17 protein-coding genes and 1 riboswitch are annotated in these 16,266 nt (G+C 63.4%); of the genes, 6 read left to right on the top strand and 11 right to left on the bottom strand.

From position 1 onward, the window contains the following. The first annotated feature begins 18 nt into the window (after window positions 1–18). On the top strand, window positions 19–618 hold the full coding sequence (locus tag I6L39_RS03805; RefSeq protein ID WP_042077665.1) for a Yip1 family protein: 600 nt from the start codon (window positions 19–21) through the stop codon (window positions 616–618). Window positions 619–706: 88 nt separating this feature from the next. Here I6L39_RS03805 and I6L39_RS03800 read toward each other — a convergent pair whose 3' ends face one another. Together I6L39_RS03800 and I6L39_RS03795 are read right to left on the bottom strand one after the other, a co-directional pair. Next, window positions 707–1,039 (bottom strand): hypothetical protein, encoded by a 333-nt coding sequence (locus I6L39_RS03800; RefSeq protein ID WP_042077666.1) that lies wholly within the window; start codon window positions 1,037–1,039, stop codon window positions 707–709. Between the two features lie 352 nt (window positions 1,040–1,391). Next, on the bottom strand, window positions 1,392–2,258 hold the full coding sequence (locus I6L39_RS03795) for a DMT family transporter (protein WP_216991079.1): 867 nt from the start codon (window positions 2,256–2,258) through the stop codon (window positions 1,392–1,394). A gap of 105 nt (window positions 2,259–2,363) precedes the next feature. On the opposite strand from I6L39_RS03795, the gene I6L39_RS03790 reads away from it, so the two are divergent. Then, a complete protein-coding gene (locus I6L39_RS03790) occupies window positions 2,364–2,822 on the top strand; it encodes an Lrp/AsnC family transcriptional regulator (RefSeq protein ID WP_216991078.1) in 459 nt (152 codons plus the stop codon). Window positions 2,823–2,943: 121 nt separating this feature from the next. Here the strand turns inward: I6L39_RS03790 and I6L39_RS03785 are convergent, their stop codons facing one another. From I6L39_RS03785 to treR, 4 genes are all read right to left on the bottom strand, one after another. Further along, the gene (locus tag I6L39_RS03785; RefSeq protein WP_216991077.1) at window positions 2,944–3,549 is read right to left on the bottom strand and encodes a sugar O-acetyltransferase; all 606 of its coding nucleotides are present in this window, start codon (window positions 3,547–3,549) and stop codon (window positions 2,944–2,946) included. 3 nt (window positions 3,550–3,552) lie between these two features. After that, window positions 3,553–5,214, bottom strand: a complete 1,662-nt coding sequence (gene treC / locus I6L39_RS03780) for an alpha,alpha-phosphotrehalase (RefSeq protein WP_216991076.1) — start codon at window positions 5,212–5,214, stop codon at window positions 3,553–3,555. An 88-nt stretch (window positions 5,215–5,302) separates the two neighbouring features. Then, entirely contained in the window at window positions 5,303–6,733 is a 1,431-nt protein-coding gene (gene treB, locus I6L39_RS03775) for a PTS trehalose transporter subunit IIBC (protein ID WP_216991075.1), read from the bottom strand. Window positions 6,734–6,919: 186 nt separating this feature from the next. After that, on the bottom strand, window positions 6,920–7,867 hold the full coding sequence (gene treR, locus I6L39_RS03770; protein ID WP_209794143.1) for a trehalose operon repressor TreR: 948 nt from the start codon (window positions 7,865–7,867) through the stop codon (window positions 6,920–6,922). Between the two features lie 135 nt (window positions 7,868–8,002). On the opposite strand from treR, the gene I6L39_RS03765 reads away from it, so the two are divergent. From I6L39_RS03765 to ansB, 3 genes are all read left to right on the top strand, one after another. Beyond that, window positions 8,003–8,953 carry an AEC family transporter gene (locus I6L39_RS03765; protein WP_042077676.1) on the top strand — a complete coding sequence of 317 codons (951 nt, stop codon included), beginning with the start codon at window positions 8,003–8,005 and terminating at the stop codon, window positions 8,951–8,953. Window positions 8,954–9,081: 128 nt separating this feature from the next. Then, the gene (locus I6L39_RS03760; protein WP_216991074.1) at window positions 9,082–9,276 is read left to right on the top strand and encodes a heavy-metal-associated domain-containing protein; all 195 of its coding nucleotides are present in this window, start codon (window positions 9,082–9,084) and stop codon (window positions 9,274–9,276) included. 129 nt (window positions 9,277–9,405) lie between these two features. Beyond that, the gene (ansB, locus tag I6L39_RS03755) at window positions 9,406–10,464 is read left to right on the top strand and encodes an L-asparaginase 2 (protein WP_216991073.1); all 1,059 of its coding nucleotides are present in this window, start codon (window positions 9,406–9,408) and stop codon (window positions 10,462–10,464) included. Window positions 10,465–10,554: 90 nt separating this feature from the next. Here ansB and I6L39_RS03750 read toward each other — a convergent pair whose 3' ends face one another. Then, a complete protein-coding gene (locus I6L39_RS03750; protein WP_254203731.1) occupies window positions 10,555–11,541 on the bottom strand; it encodes a sodium:calcium antiporter in 987 nt (328 codons plus the stop codon). Between the two features lie 89 nt (window positions 11,542–11,630). Further along, window positions 11,631–11,737: riboswitch (yybP-ykoY riboswitch) on the bottom strand. 180 nt (window positions 11,738–11,917) lie between these two features. On the opposite strand from I6L39_RS03750, the gene I6L39_RS03745 reads away from it, so the two are divergent. After that, window positions 11,918–12,505, top strand: coding sequence for a superinfection exclusion B family protein (locus I6L39_RS03745; RefSeq protein ID WP_209794140.1), 588 nt, complete (start codon window positions 11,918–11,920; stop codon window positions 12,503–12,505). Between the two features lie 59 nt (window positions 12,506–12,564). Here the strand turns inward: I6L39_RS03745 and I6L39_RS03740 are convergent, their stop codons facing one another. The 4 genes from I6L39_RS03740 to I6L39_RS03725 all read right to left on the bottom strand — a co-directional run bounded on the left by I6L39_RS03740 (window position 12,565) and on the right by I6L39_RS03725 (window position 16,246). After that, complete coding sequence (locus I6L39_RS03740) at window positions 12,565–13,023, bottom strand: methylglyoxal synthase (protein WP_216991071.1); 459 nt, start codon at window positions 13,021–13,023, stop codon at window positions 12,565–12,567. Window positions 13,024–13,111: 88 nt separating this feature from the next. After that, window positions 13,112–15,214 (bottom strand): DUF885 family protein, encoded by a 2,103-nt coding sequence (locus tag I6L39_RS03735; RefSeq protein ID WP_216991070.1) that lies wholly within the window; start codon window positions 15,212–15,214, stop codon window positions 13,112–13,114. A 202-nt stretch (window positions 15,215–15,416) separates the two neighbouring features. Continuing rightward, entirely contained in the window at window positions 15,417–15,896 is a 480-nt protein-coding gene (gene bfr / locus I6L39_RS03730) for a bacterioferritin (RefSeq protein ID WP_042077684.1), read from the bottom strand. A 143-nt stretch (window positions 15,897–16,039) separates the two neighbouring features. Further along, entirely contained in the window at window positions 16,040–16,246 is a 207-nt protein-coding gene (locus I6L39_RS03725) for a bacterioferritin-associated ferredoxin (RefSeq protein ID WP_216991069.1), read from the bottom strand. Window positions 16,247–16,266: the final 20 nt, after the last annotated feature.

Here is a 16,266-nt window from a genome sequence, read left to right as displayed (position 1 = left end):
CAGAGAAGGAATAACGCTATGATATTGAATCACTTATGGGGATTGTATGCCCACCCTCACACCGAATGGCATAACATAGACGAGCGGCACGACAGTTTCAGAAACAGTCTGACCCATATCCTGATCGTGGCCCTTATCCCTCCCATCTGCGCCTACTACTCCGCCGTGCACATCGGCTGGAGCATAGGCGTCGGTGAGCCCATCACCCTGACAGCCGACAGTGCGCTCATGCTCTCCATCGCCATGTACGTGACCCTCATCATCGGCGTCCTCGCGCTCTCCTATCTGGTGCACTGGATGGGTCATACCTTCGGCTCGGATCCCAGCTACACGACCTCGCTGGAGCTGGCGGCCTACACCTCCACGCCGCTGTTCATGGTCGGCTTCTCCGCCTTCTTCCCGCATCTCTGGTTCGTCATGCTTATCGGCCTCATCGGGCTCACCTATTCCGTCTACCTGCTCTATGTGGGGGTGCCCATCCTGATGCACATCCCCAAGGAGCAGGGGTTCATCTATGCCAGCTCCGTGGTGACGGTCGGTCTGGTGCTGCTGGTGTGCGTGCTGGCCGCCACGGCCATTCTGTGGGGATCCGGCTTTGGCCCCGTGTTTACCCAGTAGTGTTCCAGTCAGTCTGCAACGACGACAAGGGCGCCTTGATGGCGCCCTTGTCGTGTCTGGCTGGGCGCAACCGATCGCCCTGTGGTTATCAGCGCGGGTTGCCGCTGCCGATGCCGAACGGGAGGCGGTAATCGCTGCTCTGCTCCCCGAGGCTGACGGTCAGGTTGCCCTGGGCTCGGCTCGGAATCTGTACCTGCTGGGAGCCCGTCAGGTTGGCGTGGACGGAGGCCATCAGGTCGCCGGACTCGTCACGCACCTCCAGCATGGGGTTGCTCTTGCCGGCCATGGCCGCACTGGCATGCCAGTTCACGAACAGCACACCCGGGGTGGCGCTGAAATCGGCGGGGACGGCAGCCTGGGCAACACCGGCACTCATCAGGCCTGCGACGGCCAGCATCTTGATCACGTTTTTCATGTTCATTCACTCTCTTGGTTTTTATGTCATTGGCAGGGCCGGACAGGCCCGTATCAATGCATCCTTGCAAGAGGTCATTCAAATAGTGTGTCGTTCTTTCACTGACATCAGGCACCTTGTTTTGGGGTGTCATTGTCATGAATGACCAGTCATGTCGCGGCTTGGCGCTCCTGTCCAAGCGATGGGTGAATATTAAACAGCCTCATCCATCATTGTTAGCGAGATAAACTGGTCTACACATTCAAAAAATATGAACCTTTTTTTGTGCGCCGAATGTGCGCATGTGCCGAGATCCTGATCCCGCGGGCGTCCCGTCACCGCCTTGGCCGCTTGCCACGGCGCCCTGTTTTTTTGCGGGTCAGGCTGGATCGGCGCGCCGCCGTCCCCCATGCCAGGTGGTACCCATGGAAGCGGCGATGATGGCGGCGATCCCGAGCCACTGGGAGAGGGGCAGCCGCTCTCCCAGCAGCATCAGCCCCATCAGAGCGCCCATGGCGGGTTCGCCGCTGGTGAGAATGCCGTAGCTCTTGAGCGGCAGTCGGCGCAGGGCAAACATCTCGAGGGAGTAGGGGATGGCGCTGGAGAGCAGCCCCACCCCGGCGATGGTCAGCACCACGGGCAGGGTGAAGGAGGCCTCGCTCGCACCGCCCAGACCGAAGGGGAGCACCAGCAAGGCACCAAACCACATGCCGAGTGCCGGTGCCTGTGCCCCCAGCAGGGCCCCGGCCCGCTTGCCGGTCAGCATATAGAGCCCCCAGAACACGCCGGCCCCCAGGGCCAGCGCGACCCCCAGGGGGTCGATGGCCTGCTCGGCCGCCCGCAGCGGCAAGAGCAGCAGCAGGCCGACGATGGCCAGCGCCAGCCAGAGGAAGTCTTCCCGGTGGCGTGAGCCGAGCAGGGCCACCGTCAGCGGGCCGATGAACTCGATGGCCAGGGCCACCCCGAGGGGGATGCGCTCGATGGCGAGATAGAAGAGCAGGTTCATGGCCCCCAGCGAGAGCCCGTAGGGGAGGGCACCCAGCAGGGTGCGCCGGTCGAGGGGGGCTTGCCAGACTCTGAACACCAGGGAGAGGAGCAGGGCAGCGCACCCCAGCCGGAACAAGGTAGTGCCGGCGGCTCCCAGCAGGGGAAACAGCGTCTTGGCCAGCGAGGCGCCGAGGGTGATCGACAGCATAGCGAGGATGACGGCCAGCAGGGAGGAGAGGGCGGGGCTGGTTGGCTGCATCTTGTTCAAACCTGAGTAGGGTAGGAGCAAGAAAATATATCTGGAGCTCGCCGTAATTTCGGTCTAATACTGGCCTTGCGCGATAATTTTTATCTAATGAGCCCCATGACCGACAAATTCGACCTGCTCATCCTCGCCGAACTGCAACAGGATGCCCGTCTGCCCACGCCGGAGCTGGCCCACAGGGTCGGTCTCTCCGCCCCTGCCTGCTACCGCCGCGCCCGCGCCTTGCGGGAGTCGGGTCTCATCGAGCGGGAAGCTGCGCTGGTGGCACCGGCCACCATGGGCTGGCCGATCACCATGCTGGTGCTGGTGACCCTGGAGCGGGATCACGGCCGCATCGTCGATGAGATGATCGCCTGCCTGAAGGGGGAGCCTGAGGTGATGGATCTCTGGTACGTCACCGGTGAGCAGGACTTCGTGTTGCAGGTGGCCGCCCGGGACATGGCGAGCTACGAGCAGTTCACCCGGCGGGTGCTGCACGCCAGGGATCAGGTGCGCAGCTTCAAGACCCTGGTGGTCATGGGGCAGCACAAGCGCTGTGGCGCCCTGCTGCCAGCGTAGGCCGGAGTGGCCCAGGCCTGGGCCCTGCAGGGAGAGTGCAACGCCATCCCGAACAGGGGGCGTGCAGGTAAGGGGGCAAAAAAAGGGCAGGTGCGATGCCTGCCCCTCCCTGTCGGCCGGGTTAGCCGGCCACCAGCTCTTCTGCCGTCATGGGGCGCAGCACCTGGCAGGGGTTGCCGACCGCCACCACGCCTGCCGGAATGTCTTTGGTGACAACTGACCCCGCCCCGATGACGCTGTTGTCCCCTATGGTGACGCCCGGGCAGATGACGACGCTGCCCCCAAGCCAGACGTTGTTGCCGATGCGCACCGGCTTGCCGAACTCCACCCCCTGGATGCGTGGTGCCACCGCCACCGGGTGGGTGGCGGTGTAGATCTGCACCCCGGGGGCCAGCAGCACGTTGTCACCGATGTGCACCTCGCACACATCCAGGATGGTGCAGTTGAAATTGGCGTAGAAATTCTGGCCGACAAAGATGTTGGCGCCATAGTCGCAGTAGAAGGGGGGCGTGATGAAACAGCGCTCTGCGCGGCCGCCCAGCAGGCGGGTGAGGCGCTCATCCCAGCCCGGGGCATCGGTTCGCTCCCGGTTCAGTTCTCCCAGCAGGGCGCGGCACTGTTCCCGCGCCGCCCTGAGTTCGGGGTCCCCCGCATCATAGGGCTCTCCCGCCACCATCTTCCGCCACTCGGGGCCGCGCACCGCCGCCTTCGTCATCAGCTCGCTCATCGCCTACTCCACCAGCCAGATCAGGGATTCGTAAGGGCGCAGCTCGCAGGATTGCGGGCGGGCCGGGCTGTCTTGGTAGTTGCCAAGCAGCAGGCGCCCCTCGCCATTGGCCAGCTCGGCAGGCAGGTCGAAGGCCACCGGCTCACCGTAGAAGTTGTTCACCACCACCAGGGTCTGGCCGTCGGAGCGTCGGGCATAGGCCCAGATCCGGGCGTGCCCCGTCAGCAGCTCCTGATAATCCCCCTGGGTGAAGACGGGGTGCGCCTTGCGAAGGGCGATGAGATCCCGGTAGTGCCAGAACACCGAGTACTGGTCGGCGAGCGCCGCCTCGGCATTGATCCCGGGGTAGTTGGCGGCGGGCTTGAGCCAGGGAGTGCCGGTCGTGAAGCCCGCATTGGGGGCCGCGCTCCACTGCATGGGCGTGCGGGAGTTGTCCCGGGACTTGGCCGCCAGAATGGCGAGGATCTCGGCCTCGCTCATCCCTTCCGATCGCTTGATGGCGAAGATGTTGCGGCTCTCCACATCCTGATAGTCGTCGATGTGCTGATAGCCGGGGTTGGTCATGCCGATCTCCTCCCCCTGATAGATGTAGGGCGTGCCCTGCAGACCGTGCAAGGTGCTGGCCAGCATCTTGGCGGCCACCACTCTGTGCTGCCCCTCGTCGCCGAAGCGGGAGACGATGCGCGGCTGATCGTGGTTGCACCAGAACAGCGCCGACCAGCCCTTGCCATGCATGCCGCTCTGCCAGTGGTTGAAAATGCGCTTGAGCTTGAGGAAATCGAACGGCGCCCTGGTCCACTTGTCGCCATTGGGGTAATCCACCTTGAGATGGTGGAAGTTGAACACCATGGAGAGCTCGGAGCCGTCCAGCGCGCCGTAGCGCTGGCAGTGCTCCAGGCTGGTGGAGGACATCTCCCCCACCGTCATGGCGCCCACCGGGGCGAACACGTCGCGGCTGATGTCCTGCAGGAATTCGTGGATGCGCGGCCCGTCGGTGTAGAAGCGACGGCCGTCGCCGCTGTCATCGTTCGGGAAGGACTGATCCTTGGAGATGAGGTTGATGACGTCTAGACGAAAACCGTCGACCCCCTTCTTCGCCCAGAAGTGGATGACCTTCTTCACCTCGGCACGCACTGCCGGGTTCTCCCAGTTCAAGTCCGCCTGCTCGCGGGCAAACAGGTGCAGATAGTACTGGCCGGTGGCGCTGTCCAGCTCCCAGGCGCTGCCGCCAAACTTGGATTGCCAGTTGTTCGGCACGCCGCCGTCCACCGGATCGCGCCAGATGTAGTAGTCGCGGTAGGGGCTGTGCTTGTCCCCCAGCGCCGACTTGAACCAGGCGTGTTCGGTGGAGGTGTGGTTGACGACGATATCCATCACGATGCGGATGTCGCGCTCATGGGCCGCCGCCAGCAGGGCCTCGAAGTCGGCCATGGTGCCGTAGGCGGGATCTATGTTGAGGTAGTCGGCGATGTCGTAGCCGTTGTCGACCTGGGGGGAGACGTAGACCGGGGTCAGCCAGAGGGCATCTACTCCCAGGGTCTTGAGGTAATCGAGGCGGGCCATGATCCCCTTGAGATCGCCAGTGCCGCGCGCGCCACTGTCCTGAAAACTCTTGGGGTAGATCTGGTAAATCACGGCGCTCTGCCACCAGGGGGTCTGTGTCATGGTTGGTTCGCTCATTGGTTGAAACCGGGTTGGTTGGAACAGGGCAAAGAAAAAGGGCGGAGCCGGGGCTCCGCCGATGTGGTGTGGATCAGGCCGTGGCCAGATCCAGCTTGCCGGCCGCCTGCTGGCGCTTGTAGACCAGCAGGGTCAGCAGGGCCGGTACCACTATGGCCACCAGCATGGCGACGGCATAGATGCCCCAGTATTGTGGCTGGATGGAGAGGATGCCCGGCAGGCCGCCCACCCCGATGCCGTTGGCCATCACCCCGGCGAAGCCGCAGATGAGGGCCGCGAGGCTGGAACCCACCATGGCGCACAGCATGGGGAACTTGTACTTGAGGTTGATGCCGTACATGGCCGGCTCGGTCACCCCGAGGTAGGCAGAGATGGCGGCCGGGACCGAGATCTCCCGCTCGTTCTCCTTGCGGCTGATCAGTATGATGCCGACGACCGCAGAGGCCTGGGCGATGTTGGAGAGCGCGATCAGCGGCCAGATGGGGGTGCCTCCCATGCTCTGCATCAGCTGCAAGTCCACCGCGTTGGTGGTGTGGTGGATGCCGGTGATGACCAGCGGCGCATAGAGGAAGCCGAACAGGGCCGCGCCGATGGGGGCAAACGACCCTGTCATGGCGGCCTTGGCGGCGAAGCCGACGCCGTCACCGATCCAGCGGCCGAACGGGCCGATGAAGGCGTGGGCCACGATCACCGCCAGCAGCAGGGAGACGAAGGGCACGATCACCAGGTAGAGATAGGCCGGGATGATGCGCTTGAGGTTGGTCTCCACCCAGGCGAGGAAGACCCCCGCCAGCAGGGCCGGGATCACCTGGGCCTGATAGCCCACCTTCTGGATGACGAAGAGGCCGAAGTCCCACACTTCTGGGGTCTGCTGGCCGATGCCGTAGGCGTTCATCAGCTGCGGCGAGACGAGCGTCACCCCCAGTACGATGCCGAGGATCTCGGAGCCGCCCATCTTCTTCACCGCAGACCAGCAGACGCCCACCGGCAGGAAGTGGAAGATGGCCTCACCCAGCAGCCAGAGGAAGGCGTGCACCTGGGCCCAGAACTGGCTGATCTCCACCAGGGTATGAGTCCCGTCGTCGAACATCTTGATGTCGCCGATGACGTTGCGAAAACCCAGGATCAGACCGCCGGTGATGATGGCGGGCAGCAGGGGCACGAAGATCTCCGCCAGGTGGGAGATGCCGCGCTCCAGCGGGTTCATGTTGTGACGGGCGGCCTGCTTGGCGGCATCCTTGCTGGCGCCGCTGACGCCGATCTCCTGGGTCAGCGCCTTGTACCACTGATCCACCTCGTTGCCGATCACCACCTGGAACTGGCCGCCCTGGGTGAAGCTGCCCTTCACCGACGGTATGGTCTCGATGGCCTTGGGGTCGGCCTTGGCCGGATCGGCCAGCACGAACCTGAGCCGGGTCAGGCAGTGGCTGACGGTGGTGATATTCTCCTTGCCGCCGATCCGCTCGATCAACTGCGCCAGATGTTGTGTGTTGACTTTTGACATGAGCCTTCCCTCTGTGACTCCATGAATGATGGTCGCTTCTTTACCGGCTGGCCAATGACCGCCCGCTTCTTGGTATCGTTCCCAATCAGCATGAAGCCAGTGGCCGTCAGCGGCAATGGGAACGTTCCCAATTCGTGGCGCTGGTCACAAAAAGTGCAAAACGCCGGGAATGAGAGGAAAGATAGACTACAGGGGCTGACAGGGGGCTATGGTGGCCCTGGGGGCTTGCCCCTCTTCAATCTGGGCGAGCAACTGCCTGGCGGCCAGGATGCCGGCGTCCTTGTAGCCGAAGTCCAGGCTGAGGGCGTTGGCAAACAGGAAGGTGAGCATGGGGTTGCTGCCGAGGCCGCTCACCAGGATGTCGGTGCGCCCCTGCTCCTGCAGGTACTTGGCGGCGCCGATGGCCAGGGTATCGCTGGCACAGACCATGGCCTGGGTACTGGGGGTGAGCAGCTCGGCTGCCAGCCGGTAGCCGCTCTGCAGGCCGAGATCCCCGAGGGCGCTGCGGGGCGTGAGCCCCTGTTCCCGGCAGTAATCCAGATAGGCCTGATGCCGGCGCAACCCGGTGGTGAGGTCGCTGCGCTCGACCCCGAGATAGGCCACCTCTTTCAGGCCGCGCCCCCTGAGGTGTGTGAGCACGGATCGCACCGCACCGTCGTCGTCGAAGCAGACCGACGAGAAACCGGGGCGCTCGCGCGCCATCAGCACCAGCTTCTCCTTCAGCGGCGCCATGGCGGCATAGTCCAGATCGTTGAAGGCGAACAGTATGATGCCGTCCACCCCACGCCGCTCCAGCACGGCCAGGTGTTCGCTCACCTTGGCGGGGGAGAACTTGCTCTCCATCAGCACGGCGTCGTAGCCGCGGGCGTAGAGGGTCTCCAGCATGCCGCGCACCGCCTGGTTCTCCGAGCTGGAATCCAGGCGCGACACCACTATGCCGACCACCTGCTGGCTCTGGCTGCGCATGGCCCGGGCCGACTTGCTCGGCACGAAGCCGTGCTGGGCGATCACCGCCTCGACCCTGGCCCTGGTCTGGGCATTGACCCTGGGATCCTGATTGAGCACCCGGGAGACGGTCGACTTGCCGACCCCGCTGAGGCTGGCGATATCGAGGATGGTCAGTTTCTTTTCCATGTGGGATCCGTGACAGGGGAGGGGGACAACCGGGATGCAGACATTGTTGTGATTAAGTCCTGTGAATACAAGCCCATGGCGTTAGAATGCCCTTTTGCCGAGGCGGATCTTCCGCCATTGCACAGGACGCGCATCATGGATCTGTTGGCAAGTCTGCACTTCTCCCTCTCCATCACGGGCCCCATCTGCCTGGTACTGGTACTCGGCATCTGGCTCAAGCGGCTGGGGCTGCTGCCCGACAGCTTCGTCGAGTCCGCCTCCCGCCTGGTGTTCCAGGTCACCCTGCCAGCCCTCTTGTTTCTCAGCATGGTGCGCACCGATTTTTCCACCATGCCGAGCCCCTGGCTCATCCTTTACGGCCTGCTCGGCACCCTGGCCGGTTTCCTGGTGCTGGAGCTGCTGGCGGCCCGTTTCATCAGCGAGCAAAGGCTGCGCGGCATCTTCGTGCAGGGCAGCTTTCGCGGCAACATGGGGATCATGGGGCTGGCCTATGTGCAGAACGCCTACGGCCCCGAGGGGATAGGGGCCGCGGCCCTGCTTGTGGGGGCGGTCACCGTGCTCTACAACGTGCTCGCGGTGATCACCCTGACCCGCAGCCTGGGGGGCGGCAAGGGGATAGGGCCCATCCTCAGGGGGATCGGCAAGAATCCCCTGATCATCGCCATCCTGGCGGCCCTGCCCTTCGGCCTGCTCGGCATCGAGCTGCCACAGCTGGTGATCTCCACGGGCAACTACTTCGCCAACATGACCCTGCCGCTGGCCCTGCTCTGCACCGGGGCCAGCCTCAACCTCAAGGCCCTGCGTGGCGGCGCCCTGCTGACCGGCTGGGCCACGGTCAACCGGCTGTGCTGCATTCCGGTGCTGCTGGTGACGGGGGCCTGGGGGCTGGGCTTCAGCCCCCAGGCCCTCGGCATCCTGTTTCTCATCAGCTCCACCCCCACCGCCGCCGCCAGCTATGTGATGACCCGCGCCATGGGGGGGGACAGTGCCCTGGCGGCGAACATCATCGCCACCACCACCCTGGGTTCGCTCGTCACCACCAGCCTGGGGGCCGCCCTGATGAACTACCTGGGGTTGATGGGCTGAGGGGAACATGTTGAGCGTCTGCATCGTCGTCATCATGACCACGCCGGGATCTTTGCACAGCACAGGGGCTTGACCTTGCCGCGGGCGGCAGCTTTAGGCTGATTGCACATCAACAGAGGAGGTATTCCATGATCATTCAACTGACCGTTTCCGGCATGTCCTGTGGTGGCTGTGCCGCCAGCCTGCAAAAAGCCCTGCTGGCCCAGCCAGCCGTCAGCGAAGCCAGCGTCGATTTCGCCAGCCGCCAGGCCGTCGTCGAGAGCGAGCTGAGCAGGGAAGAGCTGATCGCCCTGATCGAAGCCAGGGGGTTCACCGCGGAGTGACTTATCACCTAAGTGGTAAAAATCAGACTGATATTCTGATTACCTCTTTTTATTGGTGAGAGTGATCACTTAAATTCCGTTTAAAAAGGATAAAAATGCTGCAACACCCTCATCAAAAAGGATTGCAGCATGACCCTTCCTATCCGCAAGACCCTGATCGCGGCCGTACTCGGCCTGACCCTTTCCCCCATGGCCATGGCGCTGCCGAGCGTGCACATACTGGCGACCGGCGGCACCATCGCCGGGGCTGGCCAGTCCGCTACCCAGTCCAACTACGAGGCCGGCAAGGTGGCCATCGAGACCCTGATCGCCGCCGTGCCCGAGATGAAGAACGTGGCCGAGGTGCAGGGAGAGCAGGTGGTCAAGATCGGCTCCCAGGACATGAATGACGAGGTGTGGCTCAAGCTCGCCAAGCGGGTCAACGAGCTGCTGGCCAAGGATGACGTGGACGGCATCGTCATCACCCACGGCACCGACACCATGGAGGAGACCGCCTACTTCCTGAACCTGACCGTCAAGAGCGACAAGCCGGTGGTGCTGGTCGGTGCCATGCGCCCCTCCACCGCCATGAGCGCCGACGGCCCCATGAACCTCTACAACGCCGTGGTGACCGCCTCCGATCCCGCCTCCAAGGGTCGGGGCGTCATGGTCGCCATGAATGACACCGTGCTGGACGCCCGCGACGTCACCAAGACCAACACCACCGGCGTGCAGACCTTCGCCGCCCCGAACTTCGGCCCGCTCGGCTACATCCACAACGGCAAGATAGACTACCAGCGCAGCCCGGCCCGCCAGCACACCAGCAAGACTCCGTTCGACGTGAGCAAGTTCGACAAGCTGCCCCAGGTCGGCATCGTCTACAGCTATGCCAACGCCAGCGATCTGCCGGCCAAGGCCATGGTGGACGCCAAGTTTGACGGCATCGTCAGCGCCGGGGTGGGCAACGGCAACCTCTACCACACCCTGTTCGATACCCTGGCCAAGGCGAGCAAGGACGGTATCCGCGTCGTGCGCTCCGCCCGCGTGCCGACCGGTTCCACCACCCTGGATGCGGAGATCGACGACGCCAAATACGGCTTCGTGGCCGCCGGCACCCTGAACCCGCAGAAGGCGCGCATCCTGTTGATGCTCTCGCTCACCCAGAGCAAGGATCCGGCCCAGATCCAGCGCTGGTTCCAGCAGTTCTGACCTCCTTGCCGGCATCGGCCGGCATGGGATGATGACAACAAAAAGGGCGGGACAAGGTCCCGCCCTTTTGCATGTGGTGTGGCTGCTGCCTCAGCTCGCTATCAGCCAGCCGCAGAAGCCAAGATAGATCAGCCCCACCCAGGCGAGCCTGCCCGCCGTCATCCGCTCCCGACTGAACCCCCACCACAACAGCACGACTGCCAGCAGCGTCACCAGCGAGGAGACCATCATGGTGCCGTCCAGCAGCCAGGGGGTGAACAACAGGCAGAACGCCTTGGGAATGGTGCCCTGGATCATCATGGCCCCCGAGATATTGGCCAGCGCCAGCCGGTGCTTGCCCTGTCGCACCCAGATCAGCACGTTCATCAGCTCGGGCATCTCGGTCGCCACCGGGCTCAGCAACAGGGCCGCCAGCACAGGTGAAAGACCGAGCAGCTCGCCCATGTCCTCCAGTTGATGGACGAACAGCTGGGCCGCCAGCGCCACCACCACCAGCGCCACTAGAGTCTGCACCAGCACCTTGCCGAGCGCCGGGATCTCGGCGGCCGGATCCAGCCTGAGGGGCTCGGGCAGCTGGGCCTCGTGGCTGTCGGCCCGCGTCAGCTCGCGTCTCGCATAGGCGAGGTAGGCCAGCACGAACAGGGGGGCCAGCCAGGACTTGCCGGTGAAGGCGGCCGTGCCGAGCAGCGTCGCCAGCAGAAAGATGCCGATGAACCAGGCCTGGTCCCTGGCCGTTTCCCGTTGAACCTCGCCTGCGATGGTCCTGTGCTCTGGGCTCATGCACAACAGCAGAAGCAGGCCGACGGCGCCATAACCCAGGGTGGCCAGCACCAGGGGGCCGCCGAGGGCCGCGCCCATCCCGATCTGCTGCTGGGCGGGGGCATCCCCCATCAGCAAGGCGGTCAGGGTGACGATGCATTCCGGCAGGGCCGTGCCGAGGGCCGCCAGCAGGGAACCGGTGGCGCTCTGGGAAAATCTGAAGTGGTGGCCGGTCCATTCGATGCCGTTGACGAAGTATTCGCAGGCCAGGTAGATGGTGACGGCGGAGAGCAGAAACAACAGCAGAGTGATCAGCATGATGAGTAACCGCCGGGCGAGCAGGACAACCGATGGACCCGACATGGCTCGCCCGGCTGGCGTGCATATCGAGGCCAAAGGTCTTGCAGGGCGATGGATGCCATCGCCGCCCATGCCATGGATCTGCGGATCCAAGAATGTTGACATGAGCCCTGCCCGGATCACGGGCGGGTTGCTACTCCCCTATGACAGTGCGGGATTTTTACCAAGTCGACCGCCGCCCCACAAGGCAAAACCCTGGGATCACGCCCGCCAAGTTGTAAGGGGATGTAACGCCTGCCCGCCAGGATCCTGATCTTTCTCCCGGGATCTTGGTGCTGGCACAGCGATTGCTATGAGTTGGCTACTGTCCACATTGACTTGGGAAGGGTGAACGATGAAACGGTGGATCCAACATTTCTATCAGCTGAACCGCCTCAACTGGCTCATGGTCTGGCTGCTGCTCTGCTGCAGCATCATACTGCTGTTCCCGGCCGGTCTGATGAAGGGGGCCGTCAGCCAGTGGGCCACGGCCCACGCCGCCTGGCTCGGGGTCGGCATGCTGATCGCCATCTCCTACTTCTGCAGCCAGGGCTTCCTGATCGCCTGGGAGTGGGCCTGCGACGAGTGGCAGTCCCGCCGTCAGCAGGATCAGCTGGCCCAGATGATCGGCTTCCTCGACTTCAACGAGAAGGCGGTGCTGCGCGAGTTCGTGCTGCAGCGCAAGAGCGTCATAAACCTGCCGATCACCGAGCCTGCCGTCAAAAACCTGATGGATGCCGGTGTGCTCACCTATGCCTATGGCAAGCCGGTGCGGGAGAAGGAGGACGAGAACCAGATCCGCGCCCTGATGATAGCGCTGCCGGCCCGCCCCCTGCTGACCTACAAGGTGCTGGGGCTGTCGCGGGGCAAGATGAGCGACGAGCAGGTGGAGCAGATCATGAACGCCAGGCCCAAGTTCGCCCAGAAGAGCCTCCAGCGCTGATCGCCCCTCACCCATAAAAAGAGCCGGACCATGTCCGGCTCTTTGCTGTCTGGGGCCTGCTACTCGGTTCTGGCCTTGAGATACCCGGCGTAGTCGGGCACCTGCACGCTGAAGGCCTGCTGCATGTGCGGGCTGTCCATGATGAAGTCCGCGGTCGCCTCGTTGGTGGCGACTGGGATGTTCCACACCGCCGCCAGACGCAGCAGCGCCTTGACGTCAGGATCGTGGGCGGCGGGATTGAGAGGATCCCAGAAGAAGATCATCACGTCGATCTTGCCCTCGGCGATCAGGGCGCCGAGCTGCTGGTCGCCGCCCATGGGGCCGGAGAACAGACAGGTGATGGGCAGCTGTGCCTGCTTGCCGAGCAGGGTGCCCGTGGTGCCGGTCGCATAGAGATGGTGGAGCTTGAGCTCCTCCTTGCGGCGCAGTACCCAGTTCAGCAGGGGGGCTTTCATGTTGTCGTGAGCCACCAGGGCGACCCGTTTGTGGGGCGCCATCTCACGTGCAATCAGTTCCATGGGGATCATCCGTAGCAAAGTGACAGGAGTAGGGGCGTATCCTACTCGAAAGCGGCGCCCGCTGCCTTGCCGGGCGCCGTAACTGTGATCACTTCGACGCTTCTATCCACTGCCGGTTCTTCTGCTCCAGCACCGAGATGGGCAGCATGCCGTATTCCAGCACCTGGTGGTGGAAGGCCTTGAGGTCAAAGCCTCCGCCCAGCGCCTGTTCGGCGGACTCCCGCATCCGGATCAGGGCCAGCTGACCCGCCTTGTAGGAGGTGGCCTGGCCGGTATAGGCCATGTAGCGCGGCACCTCGGAGCTGATGTCGCCGGCCCCCAGCGCCGAGTTCTCCTGCATGTAGCCGACGGCCCTGTCGTGACTCCAGCCATACCAGTGGATGCCGGTGTCCACCACCAGTCGCATGGCCCTCAGCATCTCCTCGTTGAGGCGGCCGAAGTACTGCAACTGGTTGTTGAAGGCAGGCGAGCCCTCGACCTTCACATCCCCCACCGCCGGATCATAGAGGCCACGCCCCTGATAGAGCCCCATGTCGTGATCCGCCAGGTATTCGGTGTAGAGCGCCCAACCCTCCGCATAGGCGGTGTAGGAGGCGTTCGCCACGTACTGCGGGAAGTCGGGATCCTTGGCCGCCAGCTCCTGGGCTATGGTGATCTGGAAGTGGTGGCCGGGGGCCCCCTCGTGGGCCAGCAGGGTGCTGATGTTCCAGCTCTGCAGGCCATAGGGGTAATAGGTGTTGAGGAAGAACTGCCCCTTGCGGCCGGTCTGGGGGTTGCCATCCTGATACCAGGCGACGCCGCCGTAAGGCGCATCCTCGTAGGCGACCGGCACCACCTCGTAATCCAGCTTGGGAATGGTGTGCTCGGCATCGAAGAAGTCGGGCAGCACCTGCGCCGCCTTGCTCTTGAAGGCGTTGTACTCCCGCAGCGCCCGCTCATGCTCCGCCAGCGCCTGCTGCTGGGGCTCGCTCAAGGTCGCTCCGGCCGCGTTGTCCGGATTCAGGCCGGCGGACCAGGCCGCCAGCGGGTTCTGGTAGAAGAAGCCCGGTTCGTTGAGGTAGCGGAAGAAGGCGTAGATCTGGCCGCTCTGCTTGCTCTGGGCCACGTCATCGCTGTCGCACTTGCCGACGGTGTGGCACACCTTGACCATGGCGCCGAAGATCCGGCTCACCTCGGTCAGCCCCAGCTCGTGTACCGCCTCCGGCGTCATCTCGGTGGTGGTGTGCTTCTTCAGCAGCCAGCGATACCAGTCGCGGCCATCCGTCATGCCGCAGAAGCCGTCGTCGCACTCGCCGTTGCCCAGGCGCACCGCGTAGGCGCCGCCATGCTGATAATCCAGGTAGTCCCGCAGCGCCAGATAGCGGGCGTTGATGCTGTCCAGCACGGCCTTGTAGTCGGTACGCAGCGTCTCGTCGGCCTCACCGGGCAGTTGCTGCCAGCCGAGGTAGGAGCCGGCGATCGCCTCGCCATCCAGCTTGCCGTTGAGCTGGGCCAGCAGCCGGTCCACCAGCTCATCCGGCAAGGTGTTGCCGCGGGCGCTGCCCTGCTCGAACTGGTGCTTCACCTCGGCCAGATAGGCGTCATAAGCCTTGAGCCAGATGAGGTGTTCCTGATACCAGGCCAGCGGCGCCGTCGCCACTCGCGCCCTGGTCTGCACCGGGGCCGCGGCCGTGCGGTCGAGATCCCGGCGCCAGCTGGCATCCCCCGGTGCCACCCGCTCGGCCGAGCTCTCGGTGAAGTAGTCGAAACGCCCATCGACGGTGCGCGCCGCCCTGCCGCTGGCAGGGGCGGCCCCGACCTCGTCGGCCAGGTCCACCACCCGGTTGCGGAAGTGATGGATGGGGATCTGGGATTGGGGCAGCCCATAACCCTCCAGGTTGATCTGCAGATCCCAGCGGATCATGTCGTAGAACAGCCGATCCCGTTCGCTCAGGACGGCGGGATCCAGAGCAGCCAGCCGCTTGAGCAGGGCTTCATCGAGCGCCTTGCGTTTGGCGATGCTCGCGGCATCGATGGCAAAGCCGTAGGGATCCAGCGCCTGGCTCTCGCGCAGGGCATCGTCCATGGTTTGCATCAGGGCTGCCTTGGTGGCGACGGGATCCGCCGGCGCCTTGGAGCTGTTGTCGTTGCAGGCGGTGAGGGAGAGGGCGATGGCGCAACCCAGCGCCACCTTGTCGAGTGAGAAGTACATGGTTTAGTCCTTTAATGCCTTGTTATTTTGAGTCCCACAAAGGGGTTCCAATAGTGCACCTTCAGACCGCCGCCTTTTGCGACTCACTTAACAAAAATAACGTTATATTTCATATGGATAATGGTGGTGAAAAGCTATGCGAACAAAGATGAAAAAACCCGCCGGAGCGGGTTGGAAAGCGGGGATTTCATGCCATAACTATTCAGGATGATTCCGAGTGCAGCTGGGATTGCTGATAGTTTTCCAGGCCGATGCGTTCGATGAGATCGAGCTGGGTTTCCAGCCAGTCCACATGTTCTTCCTCATCCTCCAGGATGTCCTGGAACAGATCGCGGCTGACGTAGTCCTGCACGGACTCGGCATAGGTGATGGCCAGCTTCAGATCGGGGATGGCATCCATCTCCAGAGAGAGATCGCAACGCAGCATCTCTTCGACCGTCTCACCGATGCGCAGCTTGCCCAGATCCTGCAGGTTGGGCAGTCCTTCCAGAAACAGCACTCGCTTGACCAGCTCGTCGGCATGCTTCATCTCATCGATGGACTCGTGATACTCCTTGTGCCCGAGCCCCTTGAGGCCCCAGTCATCATAGATGCGGGCATGCAGGAAGTATTGGTTGATGGCAACCAGTTCATTGGCCAGCACCTTGTTGAGGTGGGCAATGATTTTGGGATCTCCTTTCATCGACATTACTCCTCGTGTTCGAGCCTAGGGCAACGATCACTAGAGCTTAGTCCAGAAACATGACCAAAAAAGGACGGCGAATCGACACTCCCGAGACGGGGAGCATTCGCTTTAAAAGAGGTGATGGGCCGATAAACGCCGTATCAGGCCACTTCGTAATAGAGCGGCGCCTGCTCTGACTCCATCTTGTCCAGCTCGGTGGCGATGATCTCCATGGTCATGCGCACGCACTTGCCGCATTGGGCCCCGACTTCCAGCGACTGTTTCAACTGTCGAAACTCGGTCTTGCCTGCCTGCACCGCCTTGCGGATCTGGGTATCTGTGATGCCGCGGCACAAACACACGTACATAATATGGACCTCTATGCTGG

Source organism: Aeromonas sp. FDAARGOS 1409, from assembly GCF_019048705.1.
Lineage (GTDB): Bacteria > Pseudomonadota > Gammaproteobacteria > Enterobacterales > Aeromonadaceae > Aeromonas > Aeromonas sanarellii.
Note: the sequence above shows the minus strand (reverse complement) of the source record. Positions and strands in the feature narration are given on the sequence as shown.

Coding starts and splice junctions, on each gene's coding strand:
- I6L39_RS03805 (WP_042077665.1), top strand. CDS start 19: ATGATATTGAATCACTTATGGGGATTGTATGCCCACCCTCACACCGAA.
- I6L39_RS03785 (WP_216991077.1), bottom strand. CDS start 3,549: ATGAGCGAGCTGATGACGAAGGCGGCGGTGCGCGGCCCCGAGTGGCGG.
- I6L39_RS03760 (WP_216991074.1), top strand. CDS start 9,082: ATGATCATTCAACTGACCGTTTCCGGCATGTCCTGTGGTGGCTGTGCC.
- I6L39_RS03750 (WP_254203731.1), bottom strand. CDS start 11,541: ATGCTGATCACTCTGCTGTTGTTTCTGCTCTCCGCCGTCACCATCTAC.
- I6L39_RS03740 (WP_216991071.1), bottom strand. CDS start 13,023: ATGGAACTGATTGCACGTGAGATGGCGCCCCACAAACGGGTCGCCCTG.
- I6L39_RS03800 (WP_042077666.1), bottom strand. CDS start 1,039: ATGAACATGAAAAACGTGATCAAGATGCTGGCCGTCGCAGGCCTGATG.
- treC (WP_216991076.1), bottom strand. CDS start 5,214: ATGACACAGACCCCCTGGTGGCAGAGCGCCGTGATTTACCAGATCTAC.
- I6L39_RS03735 (WP_216991070.1), bottom strand. CDS start 15,214: ATGTACTTCTCACTCGACAAGGTGGCGCTGGGTTGCGCCATCGCCCTC.
- I6L39_RS03795 (WP_216991079.1), bottom strand. CDS start 2,258: ATGCAGCCAACCAGCCCCGCCCTCTCCTCCCTGCTGGCCGTCATCCTC.
- I6L39_RS03745 (WP_209794140.1), top strand. CDS start 11,918: ATGAAACGGTGGATCCAACATTTCTATCAGCTGAACCGCCTCAACTGG.
- treB (WP_216991075.1), bottom strand. CDS start 6,733: ATGTCAAAAGTCAACACACAACATCTGGCGCAGTTGATCGAGCGGATC.
- I6L39_RS03790 (WP_216991078.1), top strand. CDS start 2,364: ATGACCGACAAATTCGACCTGCTCATCCTCGCCGAACTGCAACAGGAT.
- ansB (WP_216991073.1), top strand. CDS start 9,406: ATGACCCTTCCTATCCGCAAGACCCTGATCGCGGCCGTACTCGGCCTG.
- I6L39_RS03765 (WP_042077676.1), top strand. CDS start 8,003: ATGGATCTGTTGGCAAGTCTGCACTTCTCCCTCTCCATCACGGGCCCC.
- bfr (WP_042077684.1), bottom strand. CDS start 15,896: ATGAAAGGAGATCCCAAAATCATTGCCCACCTCAACAAGGTGCTGGCC.
- treR (WP_209794143.1), bottom strand. CDS start 7,867: ATGGAAAAGAAACTGACCATCCTCGATATCGCCAGCCTCAGCGGGGTC.
- I6L39_RS03725 (WP_216991069.1), bottom strand. CDS start 16,246: ATGTACGTGTGTTTGTGCCGCGGCATCACAGATACCCAGATCCGCAAG.